A 22,293-nucleotide genomic window follows, 5' to 3' on the forward strand; every position below is an offset into this window, starting at 1 on the left:
GGAGCCACCCTTGGCTGCTGAGCTGCACGTCGAGCTGGTCGCCGCGGACCGCCAGGTCTGGTCCGGCGAGGCCACCCTGGTCGTCGCGCGCACCACCTCCGGCGACATCGGCGTCATGCCCGGTCACCAGCCGCTGCTCGGTGTGCTGGAGTCGGGCCCGGTGACCATCCGTACGAGTGATGGTGGAACGGTCGTCGCCGCGGTGCACGGCGGTTTCATCTCGTTCGCGGACAACAAGCTGTCGCTGCTGGCCGAGATCGCCGAGCTGTCGGACGAGATCGATGTCCAGCGCACGGAGCGGGATCTGGAGCGCGCGAAGGCGGAGGGCGACGCCGCCGCCGAGCGTCGCGCGGACGTCCGCCTCCGCGCGGCGTCGGCGCGCTGACCGGGAGCACCTCCCAGGGCCTCTAGGCTCTGGGGGAGCGCTGCATGACATCACTCAGCCGCGGTCGGCCCGGAGTAATCCGGTGCCGGTCGCGGCTGAGGCAGATGTGGGTGTTTTTTCCGTTTCATTACTCAGTAACAGAAGCAGTTCCTAGGAGACGAGGAGGTCGGTGCCGATGGTCCTCGCTCTGACTGTGTGCGGGATCGTGGTCGCGCTCGTGGTGGTGGGACTGTTCCTGTTCGGGCTGCGCCGCAGGCTGATCCAGCGCTCCGGCGGGACCTTCGACTGCTCGCTGCGCTGGGACGTGGCCGAGAAACCGGACGCGAACGGCAAGGGCTGGAGCTACGGCGTCGCCCGCTACAACGGCGACCGCATCGAGTGGTACCGGGTCTTCTCCTACGCCCTGCGCCCCCGGCGGACCCTGGAGCGCGCGCAGATCGAGGTGGCCGGCCGCCGGCTGCCCGAGGGCGAGGAGGAACTGGCGCTGCTGTCCGACGCGGTGGTCCTCGCCTGTGCCCACCGGGGCACGCGCCTCGAACTCGCCATGAGCGATGACGCGCTGACCGGTTTTCTCGCGTGGCTGGAGGCGGCCCCGCCCGGACAGAGGGTGAATGTGGCGTAGCCACATCCACCCTCTGGGTGGGGGTCCCACGGGCGAAGTCCGGGGGAGCGTCAACGTCGCTCAGACGACCTTTTACAGGTTGCTGTTGATGGCGCTCACCAGCTCGCCGTTGCTGGTGTCACCGCTGAACTCCCAGAAGAACGCGCCGCCCAGACCCTGGGACTTGGCCCAGCTCATCTTCCCGGCGATGGTGGCGGGGGTGTCGTACGACCACCAGTTGCTGCCGCAGTGCGCGTACGCCGTGCCCGCGACGGTGCCGGTGGCCGGGCAGGACGTCTTGAGCACCTTGTAGTCCTCGATGCCCTGCTCGTAGGTGCCGGCCGCCGGTCCCGTGGCCGTGCCGCCCGGGGCGTCCTGGGTGACGCCGGTCCAGCCGCGGCCGTAGAAGCCGATGCCGATGAGCAGCTTGCTCGCGGGGACGCCGGTCGCCTTGTACTTGGCGATCGCGTCGGCGGTGGTGAAGCCCGCCTTCGGGATGCCGGAGTACGAGGTGAGCGGGGAGTGCGGGGCGGTCGGGCCCTGGGCGTCCCAGGCGCCGAAGAAGTCGTACGTCATCACGTTGTACCAGTCGACGTACTGGGAGGCTCCGGCGTAGTCGGCGGCCTCGATCTTCCCGCCGGCCGAGCCGTCGGCGGTGACCGCGGCCGTGACCAGCTTGCCGCCGCCGAACTTGGCGCGCAGCGCGGCCATCACGTTCTTGAAGGCCGCGGCCCCGCTGGTGTCGCAGGACAGGCCGCAGGCGTTCGGGTACTCCCAGTCGATGTCGATGCCGTCGAACACGTCGGCCCAGCGCGGGTCGTTGACGAGGTCGTAGCAGGACTGGGCGAAGGCCGCCGGGTCCTTGGCCGCGTCGGCGAAGCCGCCGGACCAGGTCCAGCCGCCGAAGGACCACAGCACCTTCAGGTTCGGGTACTTGGCCTTCAGCTCGCGCAGCTGGTTGAAGTTGCCGCGCAGCGGCTGGTCCCAGGTGTCGGCGGCGCCGCTGACCGACTGGTCGGCGGTGAACGCCTTGTCGTAGTCGGCGTAGGAGTCGCCGATCGCGCACTTGCCGCCGGTGACGTTGCCGAAGGCGTAGTTGATGTGCGTGATCTTCGAGGCCGAGCCGGACGTCACCAGGTTCTTGACGTTGTAGTTGCGGCCGTAGATGCCCCACTCGGTGAAGTAGCCGAGCTTGACCTTGCCGCCGGCGGGCGGGGGAGTGGTTCCGCCGCCGGTGGTGTGCACCGCGACCGCGCCGCTGACCGGGCCGGTCTGGCCGGCGGTGTCCCGGGCCTGCACGGTGTAGGAGTAGTCGGTGCCGGCGGTCAGTCCGGTGTCGGTGTACGAGGTGGTCGTCACCGTGCCGACGACCTTGCCGTCGCGCAGGACGTCGTAGTTCTTGACGCCCTTGTCGTCGGTGGCCGCGCCCCAGGAGAGCTTCACCGAGGTGTCGGTGACGCCGGAGGCGGTCGGGGTGCCGGGGGCGCTCGGGGCCGCGTCGCCCGGGGCGGTGGTGCCGTCGCAGCTGTCGCCGTTGAGCTCGCAGTTGCTCGGCGAGCCCGATCCGGCGCCGTTGAAGCCGAAGGAGACGGAGGCGCCTGGGGCGATGGTGCCGTTGTAGGACTTGTTCTTGGCGGTCCAGTGGGTGCCGGAGCTGCTGACGTCCGCGTCCCAGGCGGAGGTCACGGACGTACCGGAGGGGAAGTCCCACTCGACGGTCCAGGAGCTGATGCTGGAGGTACCGGTGTTCTTGATGGTCCACTGACCGCCGAAGCCGGTTCCCCAGTCGCTGGACTTGGTGTAGGTGGCGGTGGCGTTCGCCGCGGCCTGGGCGGGGCCCGCGAGGCCGACCAGGCCGGCCAGCGGGAGCAACAGGGTCGCGAACCCTGCCGCGGCTCTGTGTCTGAAGCGCATGCTGCGCCTCCTCGGTGGTTGGGGGTGTCAGGGGCATGACTGAGCCTTCACGCCCACGGTGCCCCGAGGGTAGAAAGGTCTGGACCACGGGTCAATAGGTCTGGACCATTCCCGTGACGGTCGACTAGATCCCCAACTCCTGTGCCAGTACGGCCGCTTGCACGCGGCTGCGCAGCTCCAGCTTGCCCAGCAACCGGCTGACGTGCGTCTTCACCGTGCCCTCCGCCATGGCCAGCCGGACCCCGATCTCCGCGTTGGACAGGCCCCCGCCGAGGCAGGACAGCACCTCGCGCTCGCGCCGGGTCAGACCGTCCAGCACGGCCGGATCCGTCCTCGTGCCCCGCCCGGGACCCGCGGCGAACTCGGCGATCAGCCGCCGGGTCACGGACGGCGCGATCAGCCCCTCGCCCCGCGCCACCGTACGCACGGCGTCGATCAGGTCCCTCGCCTCCGCGTTCTTCAGCAGGAACCCGGACGCCCCCGCCCGCAGCGCCCCGAACACGTACTCGTCCAGGTCGAAGGTGGTGAGCACCAGCACGTCCGCGAGCCGCTCGGCGGTGATCTGCCGGGTCGCCGACACCCCGTCCAGGCGGGGCATCTGCACGTCCATCAGCACCAGGTCGGGCCGCAGCTCCCGCGTCAGCTCGACCGCCCGGGCGCCGTCCTCCGCCTCGCCCACCACGTCGATGCCGGGCGCGCTGCGCAGGATCAGCACGAGACCGGCGCGTACGGCGGACTGGTCCTCGGCGACCAGGACACGGATCATGCGGTGACCTCTCCTTCGGTGAGCGGAAGCGTGGCGCGCACGGTCCACCGGGCGCCGTCGGGTCCGGCGGCCAGGCTGCCGCCGAGCAGCGCGGCCCGCTCCCGCATCCCGGTGAGCCCGGCGCCCGAGCCGGGGGCGCGGGGCGTGTCACCGGGCCGGTAGGGGCTGGTCACCCGGACCCGCAGGGTGCCGTCCGCCTGCTGCAGGACGACGTCGACGGCCCCCGTCGCCGCGTGCTTCAGGGCGTTGGTCAGCGACTCCTGCACGATGCGGTAGGCCGCCAGCCCGACGGGTGCGGGCACCGTGCCGTGGCCGGCGTCGAGGGTGACGTCCAGGCCGTTGGCGCGGGCGCCGTCCACCAGGGCGGTCAGGCCCTCCAGGGACGGGGTGGCCGACGGCTCGACGTCGTCGCCGCTGTCCCGCAGGACGCCGATCAGCCGCCGCATCTCGGCCAGCCCCGCGACGCTGTTCTGCCGGACGACGGTCAGGGCCTCCCGGGAGGTGTCCGGGTCGTCGAGCGACAGCGCGGCCGTGGAGTGGATGGCGATCGCCGACAGGTGGTTGGCGACCATGTCGTGCAACTCCCTTGCCATCCGCGCGCGTTCGGCGGTGACGGCCTGCACCCGGTCCATCTCGGCCAGCAGCGCCGTCTGTTCGGCGCGCAGCCCGGCGGTCTCGGCGGCGTCCCGGTGGTTGCGCACCACCCAGCCGGTGGCGGCCGGCGCGAACGCGACCACGCCGACACCGACCCCGATCAGCAGGCCCTGCGGATCGCGCCAGAGCGCGGCGGGCACGACCCCGCCGAGCACCGTCAGCATCCCGGTGATCCAGGGGATGCGCCGGGCGGAGGACGCGGTGCCGTACAGCACGGCCGCGTACATCAGGTCGGTGTACATCACCACGGTGACGACGCTGCCCACCGTCACCGCGTCCAGGACCAGCGCCAGCGTGCCGGCCAGCAGTCCGAGGCGCGGCCGGGTCCGGCGCAGCGGCTCGCACGCGGCCGTCACCACCAGCGGCACCAGCGGGGCCCAGGGCCGCGCCCACAGCACGACCGGGGCCGTGGGCAGGCGCGGGTGGATGCCGAGCGCCCACAGCAGCACCCCGCCGAGCAGCCCGACCGCGGCGATGCACAGATCGTCGCGGCGGGGGCGGAGCGGTGCGAGAGCCATGCCCCCATCCAACACGGCCCACGCACGGGCCGCGTGCTCCCGGAGGACGGTCCTGGACTGCGACTTTCGCTTACCCCGAGACCGCCGGGCGGGCCGCCGCGGCCCGGGTGGCCGGTGACCGGGGCTGCCGCGGACCCGGCGGGGGGCCGTACGCTGACCCGGCGATGAGGAGTGTGCATGAGTGACACGTCGGGCGCCGGTGCGGTGCTGGTCGTCGACGACGACGCCGCGATCCGGCGTTCGCTGGAACGGGGGCTCAGGCTGAGCGGGTTCGCGGTGCGGACCGCCGCCGACGGGCCGGCGGCCCTGGCGGCGATCGAGGACGCGCCGCCCGACGTCGTCGTGCTCGACGTGTCGATGCCCGGCATGAGCGGCATCGAGGTGTGCGGCCGGCTCCGCCGGGAGGGCCTGGACCTGCCGGTCCTCATGCTCTCCGCGCTGGACGAGACCGCCGACCGGATAGCCGGGCTCCAGGCGGGCGGCGACGACTACCTGGTCAAGCCCTTCGCCCTGCAGGAACTGGTGCTGCGGCTGCGCGCCCTGCTGCGCCGCCGGCCGCCCGTGGGCCACGAGGTGCTGCGGGTGGCGGGCTTGCTGATCGACCCGGCCGCCCGGACCGCCGAACGGGACGGCAGCCAACTCGACCTGACCCGGCGTGAGTTCGAGCTCCTGGAGGTGCTCGCCCGCAACGCGGGACTCGTCCTCACCCGCGACCAGCTCCTGGAGCGGGTCTGGGGCTACGACGTCGACGTGCGCACCGACGCCGTCGACACCTTCGTCAGCTATCTGCGGCGCAAGCTGGAGGCAACGGGCGGCGGCCGGCTGATCCACACCGTGCGCGGGGTCGGCTTCGTCCTCAGGGAACCCCGGGACACGCCGTGAGACTCTCCACCCGTATCGGACTCGCCGTCGGCGCCTGCGTCCCGCTGCTGGTGCTGGCCTGCGGCTGGCTGATGCTGAACCTGGTCGCCCGCGATCTGCACCGGGCCGAGGACCAGCACCTGCGCGGCCGGGCGGTGGCCGTCGCCCCGGAGGCCCGCGCGCTGCTGCGGGCCACGGCCGGCGGGCGGCCCAAGGCCGCGGACACCCGGGAGCGCCGGCTGTTCAGCGCCGCCCTCGACGTCGGCGTCCGGGTCGTCGGGGCGGACGGGTCCTTCAGCGGCGGCCCCCAGCCGGGGCCCGCGGTGACCCTGCCCGCACCGGCCGCCGGACCCGTCACCGTGTCCGGCGGCGGCCGCAGCTGGCGGGCCCTGGCCCGGCCGCTGAAGGGCGCCAAGGCCTCGGGCACGCTGTGGGTGTTCTCGCCGGACACCGCCGACCGCGCCCAACTGCGGCTGGTGCGGCGCCGCGTGCTGCTCACCGCCCTGCTCGCCGCACCCCTGTCCGGCCTGCTCGCCTGGGGTCTGGCCACCGGAGTGAGCGGTCCGCTGCGCCGGCTCACCCGCCGCACCGCCGGCCTCGACCCGCGCACCAGCACCGCCCGGCTCCCCGAGCAGCGCACCGGGGTGCGGGAGGTGGACGAACTGGCCGCGACGGTGCGGACCGTGCTCGCCCGCTACGACGAACAGGCCGCCCGCACCGCCGAGGCCCTCGACACCGCCCGCTCCTTCTCCTCGGCCGCCGCGCACGAACTGCGCACCCCGCTGATGAGCATGGGCACCAACCTGGACATCCTCACCGACCACCCCGGCCTGCCGGACGCCGACCGCGCCGAGGTCCTCGCCGACCTGCGGTGCGAGCACGCCCGGCTGCTCGGCCTGCTGGTGATGCTGCGCGAGCTGGGGCGCGGGGACCTGGTGGAGGCGGAGGCGTTCCAGGACGTCGACCTCGTCGAGGTGGCCGACGCGGCCGTCGCCGAGACCCGCCGCCGTGCCCCGGACGCGGACCTCGCCCTGGACGCGGCGCCCGGACTCACCGTGCACGGCTGGGAGCCGGGCCTCAGGCTGCTGCTCGACAACCTGCTCGGCAACGCCCTCGCGCACGGCCGGGACGCGGGGGGCCGGGCGCGGGTGCGGGTCGGGGTGCGCGGCACCGCGGACCACGTCGTCGTCACCGTGGACGACGAAGGGCCCGGCGTACCGCCCGAGGACCGCGCCCGGGTCTTCGAGCGGTTCCAGCGCGGTGCGCACAGCGCAGGTTCGGGCCTCGGCCTCACCCTCGTCGCCCAGCAGGCGGCGCTGCACCGGGGGAGCGTCACCGTGACGGACGGCCCGCGCGGCACCGGGACACGCTTCGAGGTCCGGCTGCCCGCGGGCGGCGACGGACCGCCCGGCCGCCGGGACTGGCTGATCGGCACAGCCGGGGCAAAGCGGTCACAGAGTTTCCCCAAGGAGCGTCCCTAGCCTGCCGCGTGACGGGCGGGACGAAGCAGCCGCCCCGGAAGCGAACGGAGAGGCAGATGGACGCTCGACGACGGACGCGCACCCTGATCGCGGGGGTCGCCGTGGCGGCCGCCCTGGCGGGTACGGCGGGGGTGGCGGCCGCGGCCGACAGCACGCCCGCGGCGAAGCCGGCCGGTGACGGCGCCAAGGCGCTGTGCAAGCGGGTGCCGAGGATCGACAGGCGGATCGACCGGGCCCTGAAGCGGCTCGACGCCGGCGCGGGCACCCGCGGCTCGGTGGCCCGGCTGCAGAAGCGGGTCGACAACGCGAAGAAGGCCGGCCACACCGAGATCGCCACCTATCTGCAGAACCGGCTGGACTTCCGCACGTCGCTGCGGACCAACCTGCACCAGCGCCAGAAGGACCTGGCCGGCGTCAAAACGTGGTGCCAGGCGAACGGCGACGGCAAGGCGGCCGGCTGATGCGGGCCCGGGGACCGGCGCTCGCGGTCACGGCGGTCGCCGTGCTGGTGTCCCTCACCTCGGGCTGCGCCCACCGCGACGGCGCGTCCCCGGGGGCCGCGACCGGCACCGCGTCCACGTCACCGGCTCCCTCCGGTACTCCCTCGGGGTACGCGCAGATGGAGAAGAAGGTGGACGCCGCCGAGTCCGCGGCGGCCGCCGCCGACCGCGACGCGGCCGGCGACGGGAACTGAGCTCAGCGTTCCCCGCCCGGCACCCACAGCACGTCACCGGTGCTTACGTTCGCGGTGCGGGCCAGGATGAACAGCAGGTCGGACAGGCGGTTGAGGTAGGTCGCGGTGAGCGGGTTCATCGACTCGCCGTGCACCTCCAGGGCCGCCCAGGTGGAGCGCTCGGCCCGGCGTACGACGGTGCACGCCTGGTGCAGCAGGGCCGCGCCGGGCGTGCCGCCGGGCAGGATGAAGGAGCGCAGCTTCTCCAGCTCGGCGTTGAAGCGGTCGCAGTCGCCCTCCAGCCGGTCGATGTAGAACTGCTCGACCCTGAGCGGCGGGAACTCCGGGTTCTCCACGACCGGCGTCGACAGGTCCGCACCCACGTCGAACAGGTCGTTCTGCACGCGGGTGAGGACCTGGACGACCGCCTCGTCGAGACCGCCGAGCGCGATCGCGGTGCCGATCACCGCGTTGGCCTCGTTGCTGTCCGCGTACGCGGAGATCCGGAGGTCCGTCTTGGGTACCCGGCTCATGTCACCGAGGCTGGTGGTGCCCTGGTCGCCGGTCCTGGTGTAGATGCGCGTCAGATTGACCATGTGGCCAGCGTAGTTATGCTCCGGCCGTCCGGAACACCCGTGTGCCCGCCGTCACGGCCAGCGCGGCGAAGCCGACGGCGACGAGGACGCCGTAGAGCATGTGGGCGGTGGCGTAGTGGCCGACATAGGCGTCGCGTACCGCGTCCACCAGATAGCGGAACGGGACCAGGTGCGAGAGCACGTCCAGCCAGCCCGGTGCCAGGGACATCGGGAGCATCAGGCCGGACAGCAGCATCGACGGCATCGACACCGCGTTGATCAGCGGCCCGAACTCCTGCGGGGTGCGCACCTTCATCGCCATGGCGTACGACAGCGAGGCCAGCGACACCGTGAGCAGCGCGACGAACCCGAAGCCGATGAGCACCCCCGGCAGCGGCGCGCGCAGGCCCATCGCCAGCGCGGCCAGGACCAGGAGCACGGCCTGGAACACGAAGACCGTGGCGTCGCGCAGCACCCGGCCGAGCAGCAGCGCGAGGCGGCTGACCGGTGTCACCCGCATCCGCTCCACCACCCCCTGGGCGTTCTCCATGATGATCGTGAAGCCCGAGAACAGGGCGCCGAACAGGCCCAGTTGCAGCAGCAGCCCGGGCACGAGCACCTGCCACGAGCTGCCCGCGCCGCCCAGCGGCAGACCGGTGAGCAGCGGACCGAAGAAGACCAGGTACAGCAGCGGTGTCAGCACACCGAAGAGCAGCGCGAAGCGGGAGCGCAGGGACTGGCGGAGATAGCGGCCGTAGACGAGGGCCGTGTCGTGGATGAGCATCCTGGCGCTCCTATACGGCGACGGGGGCGGGGTCGGCGGGGGCGGGGCCGCGTCCGGTGACGGCGAGGAAGGTGTCCTGGAGCGTGGCGTCCAGTGAGCCGCCGTACGCCAGCTTGAGGGCGCCCGGCGTCCCCTCGGCGGCGACGACACCCCCGTCGACGATCACCAGCCGGTCGGCGAGCGCGTCGGCCTCGTCCAGGTAGTGGGTGGTCAGGAAGACGGTCGTACCGTGCGCGTCGCGCAGGCGGCGGACCAGGTCCCACAGATCTGCGCGGCTGGCGGGGTCGAGACCGGTCGTCGGCTCGTCCAGGAAGAGCACCTTGGGGCGGTGGGTCAGGGCCATCGCGATGTCCAGGCGGCGCCGCTGGCCGCCGGAGAGCGCCGAGGTCCTCCGGTCGAGCAGGCCCGTGAGGCCCAGTTCGCGGGCGAGTTCCGCGGCCCGCGCGACCGCCTCGGCCTTCGGTAGGCGGTACATCCGGCCCTGGGTGACCAGCTCCTCCCGCACGGTGATCTGGGGGTCGACGCCGCCGGACTGGGCGACGTAGCCGCAGGCCCGGCGCACCCCGGCCGGGTCGGTCGCCAGGTCGTGCCCGGCGACGGTGGCCGCGCCGCCGGTCGGCTTCAGCAGGGTGGTGAGCATCCGCAGGGTGGTCGTCTTTCCGGCGCCGTTGGGGCCGAGGAAGCCGAGGATCTCGCCCTCGCGGACGGCGAGGTCGACTCCGCGTACGGCCGCCACGGGACCGGACCTGGTCTGGAAGGTGCGGGCGAGGCCCGCCGCACTGATGACTGCTGTCATGCGCCCAGAAAAACAGAGTCCCTGAAATTTTGCAATGACACCAAAATTTCAGCAGGTCCAGCGAAGTTAGGATGCGGACATGGCTGAGGGGCTCAGGGAGCGGAAGAAGCGGCAGACCCGGCAGTACATCTCGGATGTCGCCACCGGGCTGTTCGTCGAGCGCGGCTTCGACGCGGTGACGGTCGCGGAGATCGCCGAGACGGCGAACGTCTCCGTGAACACCGTCTACAACTACTTCCCGGCCAAGGAGGACCTCTTCTTCGACCGCTCCGCCGGCATGGTCGACCGCCTCGCCCGCTGGGTCCGCGGCAGGCCCGAGGGGGAGTCGGCCGCCGCCGCGGTCCTGCGCGAGCTGCGCGAGGAGGTCGAGGCGGTGTCCCCCCGGGTCGGCCTGCTGCCCGGCTACGCGGCCTTCATGAAGGTGATCGAGGAGGCCCCCGCACTGCGCTCCCGGCTCTGGGCCATCGCCCAGGAGTCGCAGGCCAACCTGGAGGAGGCCCTGCGCGAGGAGACCGGCGCCGACGCCGGGGACGAGCTGCCGAACCTGATGGCCGGCCAGATCGGCTGGATCCACAGCACGGTCGCCGCGGTCATCGGCCGCGAGATGGTCAGGGGCCGCGAACCGCGCGAGGTGTCACGCGAGGTGCTGGTGCTCCTCGACGACATGGAGGGCCTGCTGAGCGAGCGGGTGCTCGGCTACGCGGTGCGCGGGCGCCGGTAGCCGCACGCCAACTGCCCCTGTGTGCAGCCGTGCTGAAGCGGGACGGGAGAATACGGGGCGAACGGGGCAGGAAAAGGTCTCAATTGGGACCCTCGTACCGCTGCCGGTGTGATGTCCGTCAGTTGAGACGTGACGCGCGTTACTTACCGGTCACACAGCCGCTCCGGAGCGCTATGGTCCGCCGGAGAAGGCAGACATGCACAGCGGGAGAGGGAGTCGGAGTGGCACGGAAGCTCGCCGTCATCGGGGCCGGTCTCATGGGGTCCGGTATCGCCCAGGTCGCCGCGCAGGCCGGCTGGGAGGTCGTCCTGCGTGACGTCACCGACGAAGCGCTGGGGCGTGGCACCGACGGCATCAAGGCCTCGTACGACAAGTTCGTGAGCAAGGGGAAGCTGGCGGCGGCCGACGCCGAGGCCTCCCTGGCCCGCATCACCACGACCACCGACCTGGACGCCGCCGCCGACGCCGACATCGTCGTGGAGGCCGTCTTCGAGAAGCTGGAGGTCAAGCACGAGATCTTCCGCACGCTCGACAAGCTCGTGCGCGAGGACACCGTGCTCGCCTCCAACACCTCCGCCATCCCGATCACCAAGATCGCGGCGGCCACCGAGCGGCCCGAGCGGGTCGTCGGGGTGCACTTCTTCTCGCCGGTGCCGATGATGCAGCTCGTCGAGCTCGTCCGCGGCTACAAGACCAGCGACGAAACCCTCGCCACCGCGCGGGAGTTCGCCGAGTCCGTCGGCAAGACCTGCATCGTCGTCAACCGCGACGTCGCCGGGTTCGTGACCACCCGGCTCATCTCCGCCCTCGTGGTGGAGGCGACCAAGCTCTACGAGTCCGGTGTCGCCACCGCCGAGGACATCGACCTCGCCTGCAAGCTGGGCTTCGGCCACGCCATGGGCCCGCTCGCCACCGCCGACCTCACCGGCGTGGACATCCTGCTGCACGCCACCGGCAACATCTACACCGAGTCCCAGGACGAGAAGTTCGCCCCGCCGGAGCTGATGCGCCGGATGGTGGACGCCGGTGACATCGGCCGCAAGAGCGGGCAGGGCTTCTACACGTACTGAGACGGCCCGCTGCCGACCTTCACCCCGGGAGTCTCACTCTCAGGGGTGAATTAGGTATCGGTTCGCTTACAAGCAGCAACCGCACCGCCACTCACGGAGTCAGAGGGTGCACAGCACCGTCACGAAAGACGCCAACCGCACTCAACGGGGAGCGCATATGTACATCAGGGGCGACCACGCCGAGCTGGTCGTCGGGGGCCGCCTCGACGTCCGCAGCGCGGCGGACGCCCGTACGGCCCTGCACTCGGCCGTCGACGACGGAGCCGGCGACCTGGTGCTCGACCTGTCCGAACTGGACTCCTGGGACGCCACCGGCCTCGGCGTGATCATGGGCGCCCACCGGCGGGCCGGCCGCTGCGGGCGCCGTCTGGTGCTGCGCGGCGTACCGCTGCAGATGCAGCGCCTGCTGGTGGCCACCCGGCTGCACCGCATCCTCGCCATCGAAGGCGGCATCGGGGTCGATTCACTGCCCCGTGTGTGACGGGCGTACCGGTGTGAACCGGGCGACGGGGGAGACCCGGGCGCAGTCAACGAACCGCGCGTCGAGGGCAATCCTCACCGGACTGTGACGTCTCGGACCGCGTGGCACCCCGCTCTGTCGGAGATACTGACCGAAGGTTTAGGGTTCGGTCGCCCGCCGCCTCTTCACCCTCGATCGAGCGGGCCCGGACCAGAAGCGACAGCGCGGTGTGCAGCAGGCCGGGAGGGGCCGGATCACGGGCACACGACGCTTTTGGGGGGCTTGAACCTATGGACCCGATCAACCCGGGACCCGGGGAGCACGGCCAGGCGCTCAGCCGCCGCCCGCCCCGGGACTCCCTCAGCTCCGACTTCGTCCAGGGCGCGCCCACGCCCGTCCGCACGGCGCACCTCGTCTCCGGCGACCTGCTGCTCACCGTCAACCCCGTCGACGGCAGCGAGATAGAGCCCTGCCCGCCGGTCGAGCGCCCCGGCAGGCCCCGCAAGCGCACCGCCGCCGAGCGCACCGAGGCCGAGCGTGCCGCCCGGCCGCCCGTGCCGCCCGGCCCCGCCCAGCCGCCGCTCTCCCTGCTCGAACGCCAGGACGAACGCGAACGCCTGGTCCGCCTGCTCGCCCGCGGCCGCTCCGTGCGGCTGACCGGCCCCGGCGGATCCGGCCGCACCGCCCTGCTCGACCTGGTCGCCGAGGACTGCCTGGACCTCGCCCCCGACGGCGTGGTGCGCCTGAACGGCTTCCACCGCTCCGCGGGCGACCTGCTGCACGACCTCTTCCACGCCGTCCACGACGCCCCCCGGTACCGTCCGGAACAGGACGAACTGCGCGAACTCCTCGGGCAGATCGGCGCGGTCGTCGTCCTGGACGACGTCGAGTTCGGCGGCGCCGCCCTGGACGAACTGCTCGACGCCACCCCCGAGTGCGCGTTCCTGCTCGCCGCCACCCCGGACGTGCCCGCGCCCTCCGCCGGTTCCGAGGTCGAGGAGGTCTTCCTCGCCGGCCTCGACCGCGCGGCCGGCGTGGAGATCCTGGAGCGGAGCATCGGCCGGGTGCTCACCGAGGAGGAGGCCAACTGGGCGGGCGACCTGTGGTTCGAGTCCGAGGGGCTGCCGCTGCGCTTCGTCCAGGCCGGCGCCCTGCTCCGGCAGCACGACCAGCTGCGCGCCGACAGCGGCGCGGTGGACGAGTACGGCGTCTTCGAGGACGTACGGCCCGCCGTCGACGCCGCGTTCGGGACGGCGGACGAGAACGTGCCGCTGCCTTCCCTCGGCGAGGCCGCCGCCCCCGCCCCGCTGCTCGCCTCCCGGCTCAGCGGCTCCGCCCGCGCCACCCTGCGCTTCGCGGTCGCCCTGGGCGGCGAGGTCCCGCACCAGGCGCACCTGCCCGCCCTCGTCGGCGACACCCATGCGGACGCCGCCCTCGGTGAGCTGGCGGCCTGCGGACTGGTCTCCCCGGTCGGCTCCCGCTACCGCCTCGCGGCCGGCGTGCACACCCAGCTGGAGGCCGCCGGATACGCCGACGACGCCCCGGCGCAGGCCGCGGCCGCCGGCGGGCACTACGCATGGTGGGCCGGTCACCCCTCGGTGACCCCCGAGCGGGTGTGCGCGGAGGCCGACGCGGTGCTCGCGGCGCTCTCGGCCATGGTCCCGGCGACCACACCGCCCGCCGAGGACGAGGAGAGCGGCGCGGTACGGCTCGCCCGCACGGCCGCGCCCGCCTTCGCCACCGGGCTCGACTGGAGCGCCTGGGAACGGGCCCTGCGCTCCGGTTCCGAGGCCGCCCTGCTCTCCGGCGAGGTGCACGAACAAGCCTATTTCCACCACGAGTTGGGTATCCTCGCGCTCTGCGGCGGACAGCTCGACCGGGCCCGCGCCGAGCTGGAGTCCTCCATCGGGCTGCGCGGCGCGCTCGCCGACAAGCGGGGCACCGTGGCCGGCCGCCGCGCCCTGGCCCTGGTCGCCGACCGCGCGGGCGAGCTGCCCGGGTTCGCGGCGACCGCGGGGGAGGAGCTGCCGGAGGCGCGGTACGAGGAGTCGTCCCTGCCGCCCGCCTACGACACCCTGGTCACCCAGCGGCCGCCGGCCGCCCCGGCGCGGGGCGCCGGACTGCGGCGGCTGGCCCGCCGCAACCTGGTGGCGGCCGGCTCCGGGGCGTTGCTCGCCGCGGTGCTCGGCACGGTCGTCACCCTCGGCATGACGTCCAACGACAGCGCCGACAAGAACCCCGCGGGCAAGGTCGACGTCAACCCGTCCGCCAGCCAGGGCACGGACGACGGCAGCCTGGGCGCCGACCCCACACAGGGCGGCACGGGCGGCGGTGCCGGCAGCACACGTACGGCCGGCGCCCGCCCGACGAACCCGGGCCCCGACGGCACCTACGGCACCACGGACGACCCGACGCCCCCGGCGGTCACCACGAGCCCCTCGGCCGATCCGAGCGGTACGCACCGGACGGGCGGGGGGCACACCACCCCCACGCCGTCCAGGTCCAAGACGACGAAGCCGGGCACGCCGACCCCGACCAAGTCGACCCCGTCGAGCCCGGGGACCGGCACGCCGACGTCCACGGGCCCCTCGGGCACGCCTTCGGGGACCCTCACGCCGACACCCCCGACCACTACGGACACCGCCAGCGGGCCGGTGGCGTCCGGCGGCTCGGCGAGCGCGTCGCAGACGCAGAGCGGTGCCGCGGGGTCGCCGAGCGGCTCGGGCGCGGTGCTGTAGGGCGCCGCCCGGAGGTCCCGGGGGAGGGGCGCTCAGAACAGCCGCAGCTTGTCGTCCTCGATGCCCCGCAGGGCGTCGTAGTCCATGATGTGGCAGTTGATGCCGCGGTCGGTGGCGAGGACGCGGGCCTGGGGCTTGATCTCCTGGGCGGCGAAGACGCCACGGACCGGGGCCAGGTGCGGGTCGCGGTTCAACAGCTCCAGGTACCGGGTGAGTTGCTCGACGCCGTCGATCTCCCCCCGGCGCTTGATCTCGACCGCCACCGTCCCGCCGTCCGCGTCCCGGCACAGGATGTCCACCGGGCCGATCGCGGTCATGTACTCGCGCCGGATGAGCGTGTAGCCCTCGCCGAGCGTCTCGATGCGGTCGGCGAGCAGCTCCTGCAGGTGCGCTTCCACGCCGTCCTTGATCAGACCGGGGTCCACGCCGAGTTCGTGCGAGGAGTCGTGGAGGATCTCCTCCATCGTGATGATCAGTTTCTCGCCCGCCTTGTTGACGACGGTCCACACGCCCTCGTCCTCGCCGGCGCCCTCCTTCAGCGTGCAGGGCGGCGACATCCAGTTGAGGGGCTTGTAGGCCCGGTCGTCGGCGTGGATGGAGACGCTGCCGTCCGCCTTGACCAGGATCAGGCGGGGCGCCGAGGGCAGGTGGGCGGTGAGCCGGCCGGCGTAGTCGACCGAGCATCGGGCAATGACGAGACGCATGGTCGGCAACGCTACTCGACGCGCGCCGGTGCACGCGATTCACCCATCGGGCTCCCCGTGTATCGCCCCAATTGTCCCTGCAACCTCTTGTTCATCCCTGGCCGATTGTGGGCCTAACGAGACCGTTCCATATACGCAATCTGCTGGTGTGGTCACCTACCGTTGCCTACCGTAGGGAACGGGAGGTCGCGGTCCATGTACTGAGCGTGTTCGAAATCGCGAACTCCCGTTATCTGTCCGGCAACCCCTGCTGTTCGGGGGTGCGAGAGGAGAACCCATGTCGCTCGACGTCTCACCGGCCCTACTCGAACAGGCCGAGCGAGGCGAGGTCGACGAAGCAGCATTCGTCGACTGCGTCCGGACCTCCCTGCCCTACGCATGGGAGATGATCAGCTCCCTGGTGGCCCAGCTGAAGGTCGACGGCGGCCCCTTCGCCGACAACCAGACGCCCCCGCCGGACGAGCAGGCGCGCGGTCAGCTGCTGCGTGCGCTCGCGAGTGACGCCATCCGCGGCGCGCTGCAGCGGCACTTCGGTGTGCGGCTGGCCTTCCAGAACTGCCACCGGGTGGCGGTGTTCCCGTCGGACGCCTCGGCGGACGCGACGCTGGCCCGCTTCACCTCGGTGCGCAGTCAGCTGCTGAACCAGTCGCCGGAGTTTCGGGACTGCTGACGCGCGCCTCCGGCACGGTGAGGCCGTGAGCCGCATGCTTGCCGCTCCATTCGGGGGAGGTGCATCGAGTACAGGGGCGGCAAGCCCCCCAGGAGACCTGCGCGTTGCCGGCCGGTCAGCGCAGCTGGGGCAGCACCTCGGCGCCCAGGCGCCGTAGGTTCTCCTCCGTCGCCGCGAGGTCGCCCGACCCCTCGACGAGCAGGGCGAAGCGGGAGATGCCCGTGCGCTCCGAGGTGGCCGCGAGCCGGTCGGCGGCGAGCCGCGGGGTGCCCACCGGGTGCAGCCCGCAGAGCAGTTCGGTGTAGGCGTGGGGGTCGCGCATGGAGCGCGCCCGGCCGTCCACCGTCACATGCGCCTCGAGACCCTGCTTCAGCCAGCCCGGCATCGCCTTCAGCAGGGTCTCCACCGCGTCCGTGCGCCGGTCGGCGAGCTGGCAGACCCCGGCCGAGACATGGCCGGCGCCCGCGATCTCCTCGGCCGGCCGGCCCGCCGCGCGGGCGCAGCGCCGCCACAGGGCGACCATCTCGGCCTTCTCCTCGTCCCCGACGTGCATGCCGAGCAGCATCGGCAGACCGCGCTCGGCGGCCAGCCGCACGCTCCCCGGGGAGGTGCACGCGACGACGACCTCCGGCCCCGGGGTGTCCGTCAGGGCCTCCGAAGGGCGGGGCACGACGGGCACCTCGCGGAAGGAGTACCGCTCGCCGTCGGCCGCCACGGACGGCTCGCGCAGCCAGCGCAGCAGCAGATCGAGCGACTCCGGGAACCCGTGTTCGTACGCCCCGAGACCGGTGCCGAACACCTCCAGATCCACCCAGGGCCCACCGCGCCCGACTCCCAGCGTGAACCGTCCACCGCTCGTCAGGTGCAGCAGCGCGGCCTGTTCGCCGAGCGCGACCGGGTGGGCGGTGGGCAGTACGCTGACCGCCGTGCCCACCCGGACGCGTCGGGTGCGGCCGAGCAGCAGGGCGGCCAGGGTGACCGCCGACGGGCATGTGCCGTACGGCACGAAGTGGTGTTCCGCCAGCCACAGCGAGTCCAGCCCGGCCTCCTCGGCGACCTCCGCCGAGCGGACCGCCCGGTGCAGGGCCTCCCCCTGGCCCTGGCCCGGAAACTGGGCGGCCAGCACAAAGCTTCCTACGTACATCTCGTTTCCTGCTTCCTTGGCTCCGACCCGGAGCTCCCCCACCGGCATAACCGTCTGACACGTGCGCAGGACACGGCCTGGCGGAGTAATTTGCGGATTGTCTTCAGAATGGGTCGCCCAGGAGGGGGACTTGCACCGGTTGGCGCCGTACGCGTACCCCTCTCGGCGGCGCGTAGGCTGGATCCATACCGTGCTTCCTGTATAGCCCCGAGAGGTGTCCCGTGTCCCCGCGTCGCAACCGACCGAAGGCCGCCGGCGCGTCCGGCCCGAGCGCCGAGGACGACCGCGCCGGCCGGTACGGCGGCTGGCAGTCCACGGAGAGCTGGCAGGGCGAGGAGTGGAGCGTGCGCCATGTCGCCGGGGCGAGCGCCGAGGGCAAGACCTACCGCTGCCCGGGCTGCGACCAGTCGATCGCCTCGGGGGTGCCGCACGTCGTGGCCTGGCCGGAGCACGCGGGCGTGGACGACCGCCGGCACTGGCACAAGGCGTGCTGGAACGCGAAGGACCGCCGCGCCACGAGGGTGCAGCGGTCCAGGAACGCGCCCAGGTTCTGAAGCCGGCGGGCGGCTACACGTCCCGCTTCTGCAGGAGCGCGAAGGCGCCGGCGTACGCGACGGCCGCCAGCCCCAGCATGATCCACAGCGGCTCCCAGCCGGTGGGGCCCGAACCGCTCAGGGTGTTGTCGTAGAAGACGCCGAGCTGGCTCGGGATGGAGTACTCGAACAGGAACTCCTGCACCTTGTGCAGGGAGGACGTTCCCATGAACAGGGCGATCACCAGCGGCGCGAGCACCGCGCCGATCATGATGGTGATGCCGCCGGCCGAGTGCCGGATGATCGAGCCGACCAGCAGCGAGAGCAGCCCGAGCAGCGCGATGTAGAGGCTGACGCCGACGGTGTCCTTGAACCACTCCCCGGCGGAGGGGGTGCGCGCGCCGTTGCCGGACAGCATGGACGCGTGGACCATGGCCACGAAGCCGGACGCGGCCAGGGTGACCACGAAGGCGACCAGGAAGAACACGATCGACTTGGCGGTGAGCACCCGGACCCGGCTCGGGCAGGCGGTCATCGTCGTACGGATCATGCCGGTGCCGTACTCGGAGGCCGTGGTCAGCACGCCGAGCGTCATGATGCACATGGTGCCGAGGAGCAGGCCGAAGAACCCGAAGGAGAGCGGGTTCTGGCCCTGCAGGGACTGGTCGCTCGCGTGCGACTTCACCACCGCGCCGGTCAGCAGGCCGATGCCGACGACGAGGAACACGAACACACCGAGCGTCCACATCGTCGAGCGGACCGACTTGATCTTCGTCCACTCGGAGGCCAGCGCGTGCCCGAGGTGGGTGCGTACGACCGGGATCGGCGAGGTGTAGCCGGGGTACGAGCCGCCGGGCGCGGCTGCGGGTGCCTGCGGCATCGGGGGCTGGTGGGTGCTCATCGGGCGTCCTCGGGCTGGGTCGGTTCGGCGGAGGCGGAGTCGTCCGCGGAGGGGGCGGCCGGTGCGGGGGCCGGGGGAGCGGAGGGCGCCTGCTGCGGGGCGGCCTGCGGAGCCTGCGGGGCCGGCTGGGCGTACGGGTTCGGCGCACCACCGGGAGCGGCGGGAGCGGCCGGGGCGCCGTACCCGCCCGCCGGGGCACCGCCGTACGGCCCCCCGGGCGCGCCGGGACCGGGCGCCGGCATCGCGAAGGGCTGACCGCCCTGCTGGGGCGGCGGCGGGGCGTACCAGCCGGGCTGGCCCTGGCCGGGCACCGGCATGGGCGGCTGGGCGCCGGGCGGCAGCGGCTGCTGCAGACCCGTCCGCTGGTCCACGGTCGAGCGGTAGTCCACCGCGCCCTGGGTCATCCGCATGTACGCCTCCTCCAGCGAGGCCTGGTGCGGCGACAGCTCCCACAGCCGGACGCCCGCCTCGTGCGCGAGGTCGCTGATGCGGGGCAGTGGCAGCCCGGTCACGCGCAGCGCGCCGTCCTGCTCCGGCAGTACGTGGCCGCCCGCCTCGGTGAGCGCGCCGCTCAGCTTCTCGCGCAGCTGCGGGTCGGAGTCGGGGGTGCGCACGCGCGCGAAGTCGGCGGAGTTGGCCGAGATGAAGTCCTTCACGCTCATGTCGGCGAGCAGCTGGCCGCGCCCGATGACGACGAGGTGGTCGGCGGTCAGCGCCATCTCGCTCATCAGGTGCGAGGAGACGAAGACCGTGCGGCCCTCGGCGGCCAGGGCCTTCATCAGGTTGCGCACCCAGAGGATGCCCTCGGGGTCGAGGCCGTTGACCGGCTCGTCGAACAGCAGCACCTGGGGGTCGCCGAGCAGCGCGGCGGCGATGCCGAGCCGCTGTCCCATGCCGAGCGAGAAGCCCTTGGACCGCTTCTTCGCCACCTCCTGCAGACCGACCACGCCCAGCACCTCGTCCACGCGCCGGGCCGGGATGCCCGACAGCTGGGCGAGGCTCAGCAGGTGGTTGCGGGCACTGCGGCCGCCGTGCACGGCCTTGGCGTCGAGTAGCGCGCCGACCTGACGGGGGGCGTTGGGCAGTCTGCGGTACGGGTAGCCGCCGATGGTCACGGAACCGGACGTCGGGTTGTCGAGCCCGAGGATCATCCGCATCGTCGTGGACTTGCCCGAGCCGTTCGGTCCGAGGAAGCCGGTCACGGCACCCGGTCGCACCTGGAAGGAAAGGTTGTACACGGCGGTCTTGTCGCCGTACCGCTTCGTCAGGCCTACAGCCTCGATCATGCTCCGCACCCATCGGAAGGTTCAGGACAGCGGGGCACACGCCCCCGTAAGGGTTAGGAGGATATCGAGGAGCTGACGGTTCCGCCCAAAGGACGGTAAAGCCAAAGGTTGACGCTGAGTGTCCGTCGCGTTCACTGGGCGCGGGATGCCGTTGCTCTGCGCGAGGCACAGCAGATGGTTGTGGGCGCTGCGCCCGCCGTGCACGGCCTTGGCGTCCAGCAGGGCGCCGATGTACGTCAGCGGGTCCTTCAGCTGGTGGTGGTGCATGCCGTCGATACGTACGTCACCGGCGGTGGGGTGGTCGAGCCCGAGGATCATCCGCATCGTCGTGGACTTCCCGGCCCCGTTGGGACCGAGGAACCCGGTGACGATGCCCGGCCGCACGGTGAACGTCAGCCGGTCGACCGCGACCTTCGCGCCGTGCCGCTTGGCCAGCCCCGCCAGCTCGATCATGCGGCCACGCCAGGACCGCCGCCGTGGGCCTGCCACTCGAAGGGACGGCCGGGGCGCGGGCCGCGGGGACAGTCGGCGCGAGGGTCCGCGCCGGGCCTCAGGACGGCCGCCGGATCCGGATCGGCCCGCGGGCCTCGGCGGGGTCGACGGGGACACCGCGCCGGGTGATCTCCACCCGGCCGCGCGCCGCGAGCCGGGCGGCGGCCCGGCGGACGGGTTCCATCAGCTCCCGCCATCCTTCGTCGCCGGACCCGTGCACCGCGCGGGCCACCTCCGAGGGGCAGACCGAGGCGCCGGGCGCCCTGCGGCCGAGCAGGTCGAGGACGGCGTTCTCGAGGGACCGGTCGGTGACGCGCATGGGACCACTTCCTGGGCCGGGCCGTGCGCACGCGCCTCCGGCGCGCCCCACCGGCCGGCACCCACGCTCCTCCCGCCAGCCTACGCACCACCCATCGGACCCGACGGGGCGAAACGAAGAGGGCCGGCGGCACGCCCCGGCGGCACGCCGCCCCGGGCCCCGGGCACACGGATGGTGTGCCGGGACGGCGAGGGCGGACGTGGGGTCCGGGCACGCAAAAGGGGCGGTGGGATCTGGTCCCACCGCCCCTTCGCGGTGTCGTACGGCTGTCCTGAGTGGAACTAGCGGGACTGCTGGGCCGGGACCCCGCGGGAGATCGGCTCGTCCTCGGTGGACGTGCCGGCCGCGGCCACCGCGGCACCGGTCAGCGTGGCCAGCATCTCGCGAACGTTGGTCAGCTGGGCGTTGATGCTGTCGCGGCGGTTGGTGAGCGCCGCCAGCTCCCGCTCGGATTCCGAACGGATGCGGTCGGCCTTGGCGTTGGCGTCGGCCACGATGTCCTCGGCCTGGCGCTGGGCCGTCTCCACCGTCTGGCGCGCACGGCGCTCGGCGTCGGTGCGCAGCTTCTCGGCCTCCAGGCGCAGCTGCTCGGCGCGGTGCTCGATCTCCGCCAGGCGCTTCTCGGCCTTCTGCTGGCGCGAGGCCAGGTCGCGCTCGGACTGCTCGCGGCGCTTGGCGAGGTTGGTCTCGAAGTCGGCGGCGGCCTGCGCGGCCTTGGCGCGGGTCTCCTCGAAGAGGGCGTCCGCCTCCTCCCGCTTGGACTGCGCGTCCTTCTGCGCCTCGGAGCGCAGCTGGGAGGCCTCGGACTTGGCCTTCTCGACGATCCGGACGCCCTCGTCCTCGGCCTTGGCCTTGCGCTCGGCGGCGTAGGACTCGGCGTCGTTGCGGACCTGCTGGGCCGCCGACTCGGCGAGGTCGCGGTGCTGCTCGGCCGCGCGCCGGGCCTCCTCACGCAGTTCCTTGGCCTCTTCCTCGGCCAGGCGAAGGATCTTCTCGACGCGGGCGCCGAGACCCGCATAGGACGGTTCTGCGTCACTGACCTGAGCCTGGGCGTTCTGCGTTTCGAGGTGCAGCTCCTCGATGCGCTTCTCCAGGGCGGTGATGCGGGCGAGAGCGCTGTCACGGTCGGAGACGAGCTTGGAGATACGTTCGTCCACCTGAGCGCGGTCGTACCCACGCCGCACAAGCTCGAAGCCGTAGGGGGAAGTGTCGCTCATGGGGTTCCTGTCGAATGAGACCGGTGAGGT

24 protein-coding genes and 1 pseudogene are annotated in these 22,293 nt (G+C 72.7%); 12 read left to right on the forward strand and 13 right to left on the reverse strand.

Annotated features, from left to right (window positions below; all coding sequences use genetic code 11):
- The first annotated feature begins 10 nt into the window (after window positions 1–10).
- Together ACZ7FF_RS37070 and ACZ7FF_RS37075 are read left to right on the forward strand one after the other, a co-directional pair.
- Entirely contained in the window at window positions 11–385 is a 375-nt protein-coding gene (locus ACZ7FF_RS37070; RefSeq protein ID WP_452968093.1) for a F0F1 ATP synthase subunit epsilon, read from the forward strand.
- Window positions 386–560: 175 nt separating this feature from the next.
- The gene (locus ACZ7FF_RS37075) at window positions 561–1,007 is read left to right on the forward strand and encodes a DUF2550 domain-containing protein (RefSeq protein WP_470818122.1); all 447 of its coding nucleotides are present in this window, start codon (window positions 561–563) and stop codon (window positions 1,005–1,007) included.
- Between the two features lie 72 nt (window positions 1,008–1,079).
- Here the strand turns inward: ACZ7FF_RS37075 and ACZ7FF_RS37080 are convergent, their stop codons facing one another.
- The 3 genes from ACZ7FF_RS37080 to ACZ7FF_RS37090 form a co-directional block, all read right to left on the reverse strand.
- Window positions 1,080–2,900: a glycosyl hydrolase family 18 protein gene (locus ACZ7FF_RS37080; protein ID WP_470818124.1), complete on the reverse strand. Its 1,821-nt coding sequence runs from the start codon at window positions 2,898–2,900 to the stop codon at window positions 1,080–1,082.
- A gap of 124 nt (window positions 2,901–3,024) precedes the next feature.
- A complete protein-coding gene (locus ACZ7FF_RS37085) occupies window positions 3,025–3,666 on the reverse strand; it encodes a response regulator (RefSeq protein WP_470818125.1) in 642 nt (213 codons plus the stop codon).
- Complete coding sequence (locus ACZ7FF_RS37090) at window positions 3,663–4,838, reverse strand: sensor histidine kinase (protein WP_470818127.1); 1,176 nt, start codon at window positions 4,836–4,838, stop codon at window positions 3,663–3,665. The genes ACZ7FF_RS37085 and ACZ7FF_RS37090 overlap by 4 nt, the downstream gene beginning before the upstream one ends.
- Window positions 4,839–5,015: 177 nt before the next feature.
- Between ACZ7FF_RS37090 and ACZ7FF_RS37095 the strand changes: the two genes are divergently transcribed.
- The 4 genes from ACZ7FF_RS37095 to ACZ7FF_RS37110 are packed head-to-tail and all read left to right on the forward strand — an operon-like array spanning window position 5,016 to window position 7,874.
- Window positions 5,016–5,720, forward strand: a complete 705-nt coding sequence (locus tag ACZ7FF_RS37095; protein WP_470818129.1) for a response regulator transcription factor — start codon at window positions 5,016–5,018, stop codon at window positions 5,718–5,720.
- Window positions 5,717–7,180 carry an ATP-binding protein gene (locus ACZ7FF_RS37100; RefSeq protein WP_470818131.1) on the forward strand — a complete coding sequence of 488 codons (1,464 nt, stop codon included), beginning with the start codon at window positions 5,717–5,719 and terminating at the stop codon, window positions 7,178–7,180. The genes ACZ7FF_RS37095 and ACZ7FF_RS37100 overlap by 4 nt, the downstream gene beginning before the upstream one ends.
- Before the next feature lie 56 nt (window positions 7,181–7,236).
- Window positions 7,237–7,641, forward strand: coding sequence for a hypothetical protein (locus ACZ7FF_RS37105; RefSeq protein ID WP_470818132.1), 405 nt, complete (start codon window positions 7,237–7,239; stop codon window positions 7,639–7,641).
- Window positions 7,641–7,874, forward strand: coding sequence for a hypothetical protein (locus ACZ7FF_RS37110; RefSeq protein ID WP_470818134.1), 234 nt, complete (start codon window positions 7,641–7,643; stop codon window positions 7,872–7,874). The genes ACZ7FF_RS37105 and ACZ7FF_RS37110 overlap by 1 nt, the downstream gene beginning before the upstream one ends.
- 2 nt (window positions 7,875–7,876) lie before the next feature.
- Here the strand turns inward: ACZ7FF_RS37110 and ACZ7FF_RS37115 are convergent, their stop codons facing one another.
- The 3 genes from ACZ7FF_RS37115 to ACZ7FF_RS37125 are packed head-to-tail and all read right to left on the reverse strand — an operon-like array spanning window position 7,877 to window position 10,008.
- On the reverse strand, window positions 7,877–8,449 hold the full coding sequence (locus ACZ7FF_RS37115; protein WP_470818136.1) for a cob(I)yrinic acid a,c-diamide adenosyltransferase: 573 nt from the start codon (window positions 8,447–8,449) through the stop codon (window positions 7,877–7,879).
- A gap of 13 nt (window positions 8,450–8,462) precedes the next feature.
- Complete coding sequence (locus ACZ7FF_RS37120; protein WP_470818138.1) at window positions 8,463–9,212, reverse strand: ABC transporter permease; 750 nt, start codon at window positions 9,210–9,212, stop codon at window positions 8,463–8,465.
- 10 nt (window positions 9,213–9,222) lie between these two features.
- Window positions 9,223–10,008, reverse strand: a complete 786-nt coding sequence (locus tag ACZ7FF_RS37125) for an ABC transporter ATP-binding protein (RefSeq protein ID WP_470818139.1) — start codon at window positions 10,006–10,008, stop codon at window positions 9,223–9,225.
- A gap of 79 nt (window positions 10,009–10,087) precedes the next feature.
- On the opposite strand from ACZ7FF_RS37125, the gene ACZ7FF_RS37130 reads away from it, so the two are divergent.
- From ACZ7FF_RS37130 to ACZ7FF_RS37145, 4 genes are all read left to right on the forward strand, one after another.
- Window positions 10,088–10,729: a TetR/AcrR family transcriptional regulator gene (locus ACZ7FF_RS37130; RefSeq protein WP_470818141.1), complete on the forward strand. Its 642-nt coding sequence runs from the start codon at window positions 10,088–10,090 to the stop codon at window positions 10,727–10,729.
- A gap of 221 nt (window positions 10,730–10,950) precedes the next feature.
- Window positions 10,951–11,799 (forward strand): 3-hydroxyacyl-CoA dehydrogenase family protein, encoded by an 849-nt coding sequence (locus tag ACZ7FF_RS37135; RefSeq protein ID WP_470818143.1) that lies wholly within the window; start codon window positions 10,951–10,953, stop codon window positions 11,797–11,799.
- A gap of 157 nt (window positions 11,800–11,956) precedes the next feature.
- Window positions 11,957–12,280: an STAS domain-containing protein gene (locus ACZ7FF_RS37140; protein WP_470818144.1), complete on the forward strand. Its 324-nt coding sequence runs from the start codon at window positions 11,957–11,959 to the stop codon at window positions 12,278–12,280.
- 269 nt (window positions 12,281–12,549) lie between these two features.
- Window positions 12,550–14,997 (forward strand): ATP-binding protein, encoded by a 2,448-nt coding sequence (locus tag ACZ7FF_RS37145; RefSeq protein WP_470818146.1) that lies wholly within the window; start codon window positions 12,550–12,552, stop codon window positions 14,995–14,997.
- Between the two features lie 32 nt (window positions 14,998–15,029).
- Here ACZ7FF_RS37145 and nucS read toward each other — a convergent pair whose 3' ends face one another.
- On the reverse strand, window positions 15,030–15,701 hold the full coding sequence (nucS, locus tag ACZ7FF_RS37150; RefSeq protein WP_470818147.1) for an endonuclease NucS: 672 nt from the start codon (window positions 15,699–15,701) through the stop codon (window positions 15,030–15,032).
- A 277-nt stretch (window positions 15,702–15,978) separates the two neighbouring features.
- On the opposite strand from nucS, the gene ACZ7FF_RS37155 reads away from it, so the two are divergent.
- Window positions 15,979–16,371 (forward strand): SCO5389 family protein, encoded by a 393-nt coding sequence (locus ACZ7FF_RS37155; RefSeq protein WP_470818148.1) that lies wholly within the window; start codon window positions 15,979–15,981, stop codon window positions 16,369–16,371.
- 115 nt (window positions 16,372–16,486) lie between these two features.
- On the opposite strand, the gene ACZ7FF_RS37160 is transcribed toward ACZ7FF_RS37155, so the two are convergent.
- Window positions 16,487–17,515, reverse strand: coding sequence for an LLM class flavin-dependent oxidoreductase (locus ACZ7FF_RS37160; RefSeq protein ID WP_470818149.1), 1,029 nt, complete (start codon window positions 17,513–17,515; stop codon window positions 16,487–16,489).
- Between the two features lie 221 nt (window positions 17,516–17,736).
- Between ACZ7FF_RS37160 and ACZ7FF_RS37165 the strand changes: the two genes are divergently transcribed.
- A complete protein-coding gene (locus ACZ7FF_RS37165) occupies window positions 17,737–18,069 on the forward strand; it encodes an ATP/GTP-binding protein (RefSeq protein ID WP_470818151.1) in 333 nt (110 codons plus the stop codon).
- Window positions 18,070–18,082: 13 nt separating this feature from the next.
- Here the strand turns inward: ACZ7FF_RS37165 and ACZ7FF_RS37170 are convergent, their stop codons facing one another.
- From ACZ7FF_RS37170 to ACZ7FF_RS37190, 5 genes and pseudogenes are all read right to left on the reverse strand, one after another.
- Window positions 18,083–18,949: an ABC transporter permease gene (locus tag ACZ7FF_RS37170; RefSeq protein ID WP_470818152.1), complete on the reverse strand. Its 867-nt coding sequence runs from the start codon at window positions 18,947–18,949 to the stop codon at window positions 18,083–18,085.
- A complete protein-coding gene (locus tag ACZ7FF_RS37175) occupies window positions 18,946–20,235 on the reverse strand; it encodes an ABC transporter ATP-binding protein (protein WP_470818153.1) in 1,290 nt (429 codons plus the stop codon). Before ACZ7FF_RS37175 ends, ACZ7FF_RS37170 begins: the two co-directional genes overlap by 4 nt.
- A gap of 138 nt (window positions 20,236–20,373) precedes the next feature.
- A pseudogene (locus tag ACZ7FF_RS37180) lies at window positions 20,374–20,688 on the reverse strand (ATP-binding cassette domain-containing protein); the annotation flags it as partial.
- Between the two features lie 97 nt (window positions 20,689–20,785).
- Window positions 20,786–21,046: a DUF3253 domain-containing protein gene (locus ACZ7FF_RS37185; RefSeq protein ID WP_470818155.1), complete on the reverse strand. Its 261-nt coding sequence runs from the start codon at window positions 21,044–21,046 to the stop codon at window positions 20,786–20,788.
- Between the two features lie 281 nt (window positions 21,047–21,327).
- Complete coding sequence (locus tag ACZ7FF_RS37190; RefSeq protein WP_470818156.1) at window positions 21,328–22,263, reverse strand: cellulose-binding protein; 936 nt, start codon at window positions 22,261–22,263, stop codon at window positions 21,328–21,330.
- Window positions 22,264–22,293: the final 30 nt, after the last annotated feature.

The organism is Streptomyces sp. NPDC037126, from assembly GCF_055605965.1.

What these genes read in the sequence shown, in the direction of transcription:
- ACZ7FF_RS37125 (WP_470818139.1), bottom strand. Translation starts at nt 10,008, where the DNA reads ATGACAGCAGTCATCAGTGCGGCGGGCCTCGCCCGCACCTTCCAGACC.
- ACZ7FF_RS37115 (WP_470818136.1), bottom strand. Translation starts at nt 8,449, where the DNA reads ATGGTCAATCTGACGCGCATCTACACCAGGACCGGCGACCAGGGCACC.
- ACZ7FF_RS37170 (WP_470818152.1), bottom strand. Translation starts at nt 18,949, where the DNA reads ATGAGCACCCACCAGCCCCCGATGCCGCAGGCACCCGCAGCCGCGCCC.
- ACZ7FF_RS37075 (WP_470818122.1), top strand. Translation starts at nt 561, where the DNA reads ATGGTCCTCGCTCTGACTGTGTGCGGGATCGTGGTCGCGCTCGTGGTG.
- ACZ7FF_RS37095 (WP_470818129.1), top strand. Translation starts at nt 5,016, where the DNA reads ATGAGTGACACGTCGGGCGCCGGTGCGGTGCTGGTCGTCGACGACGAC.
- ACZ7FF_RS37090 (WP_470818127.1), bottom strand. Translation starts at nt 4,838, where the DNA reads ATGGCTCTCGCACCGCTCCGCCCCCGCCGCGACGATCTGTGCATCGCC.
- ACZ7FF_RS37185 (WP_470818155.1), bottom strand. Translation starts at nt 21,046, where the DNA reads ATGCGCGTCACCGACCGGTCCCTCGAGAACGCCGTCCTCGACCTGCTC.
- ACZ7FF_RS37080 (WP_470818124.1), bottom strand. Translation starts at nt 2,900, where the DNA reads ATGCGCTTCAGACACAGAGCCGCGGCAGGGTTCGCGACCCTGTTGCTC.
- ACZ7FF_RS37120 (WP_470818138.1), bottom strand. Translation starts at nt 9,212, where the DNA reads ATGCTCATCCACGACACGGCCCTCGTCTACGGCCGCTATCTCCGCCAG.
- ACZ7FF_RS37140 (WP_470818144.1), top strand. Translation starts at nt 11,957, where the DNA reads ATGTACATCAGGGGCGACCACGCCGAGCTGGTCGTCGGGGGCCGCCTC.
- ACZ7FF_RS37175 (WP_470818153.1), bottom strand. Translation starts at nt 20,235, where the DNA reads ATGATCGAGGCTGTAGGCCTGACGAAGCGGTACGGCGACAAGACCGCC.
- ACZ7FF_RS37130 (WP_470818141.1), top strand. Translation starts at nt 10,088, where the DNA reads ATGGCTGAGGGGCTCAGGGAGCGGAAGAAGCGGCAGACCCGGCAGTAC.
- ACZ7FF_RS37105 (WP_470818132.1), top strand. Translation starts at nt 7,237, where the DNA reads ATGGACGCTCGACGACGGACGCGCACCCTGATCGCGGGGGTCGCCGTG.
- ACZ7FF_RS37110 (WP_470818134.1), top strand. Translation starts at nt 7,641, where the DNA reads ATGCGGGCCCGGGGACCGGCGCTCGCGGTCACGGCGGTCGCCGTGCTG.
- ACZ7FF_RS37160 (WP_470818149.1), bottom strand. Translation starts at nt 17,515, where the DNA reads ATGTACGTAGGAAGCTTTGTGCTGGCCGCCCAGTTTCCGGGCCAGGGC.
- nucS (WP_470818147.1), bottom strand. Translation starts at nt 15,701, where the DNA reads ATGCGTCTCGTCATTGCCCGATGCTCGGTCGACTACGCCGGCCGGCTC.
- ACZ7FF_RS37190 (WP_470818156.1), bottom strand. Translation starts at nt 22,263, where the DNA reads ATGAGCGACACTTCCCCCTACGGCTTCGAGCTTGTGCGGCGTGGGTAC.
- ACZ7FF_RS37145 (WP_470818146.1), top strand. Translation starts at nt 12,550, where the DNA reads ATGGACCCGATCAACCCGGGACCCGGGGAGCACGGCCAGGCGCTCAGC.
- ACZ7FF_RS37085 (WP_470818125.1), bottom strand. Translation starts at nt 3,666, where the DNA reads ATGATCCGTGTCCTGGTCGCCGAGGACCAGTCCGCCGTACGCGCCGGT.
- ACZ7FF_RS37155 (WP_470818148.1), top strand. Translation starts at nt 15,979, where the DNA reads ATGTCGCTCGACGTCTCACCGGCCCTACTCGAACAGGCCGAGCGAGGC.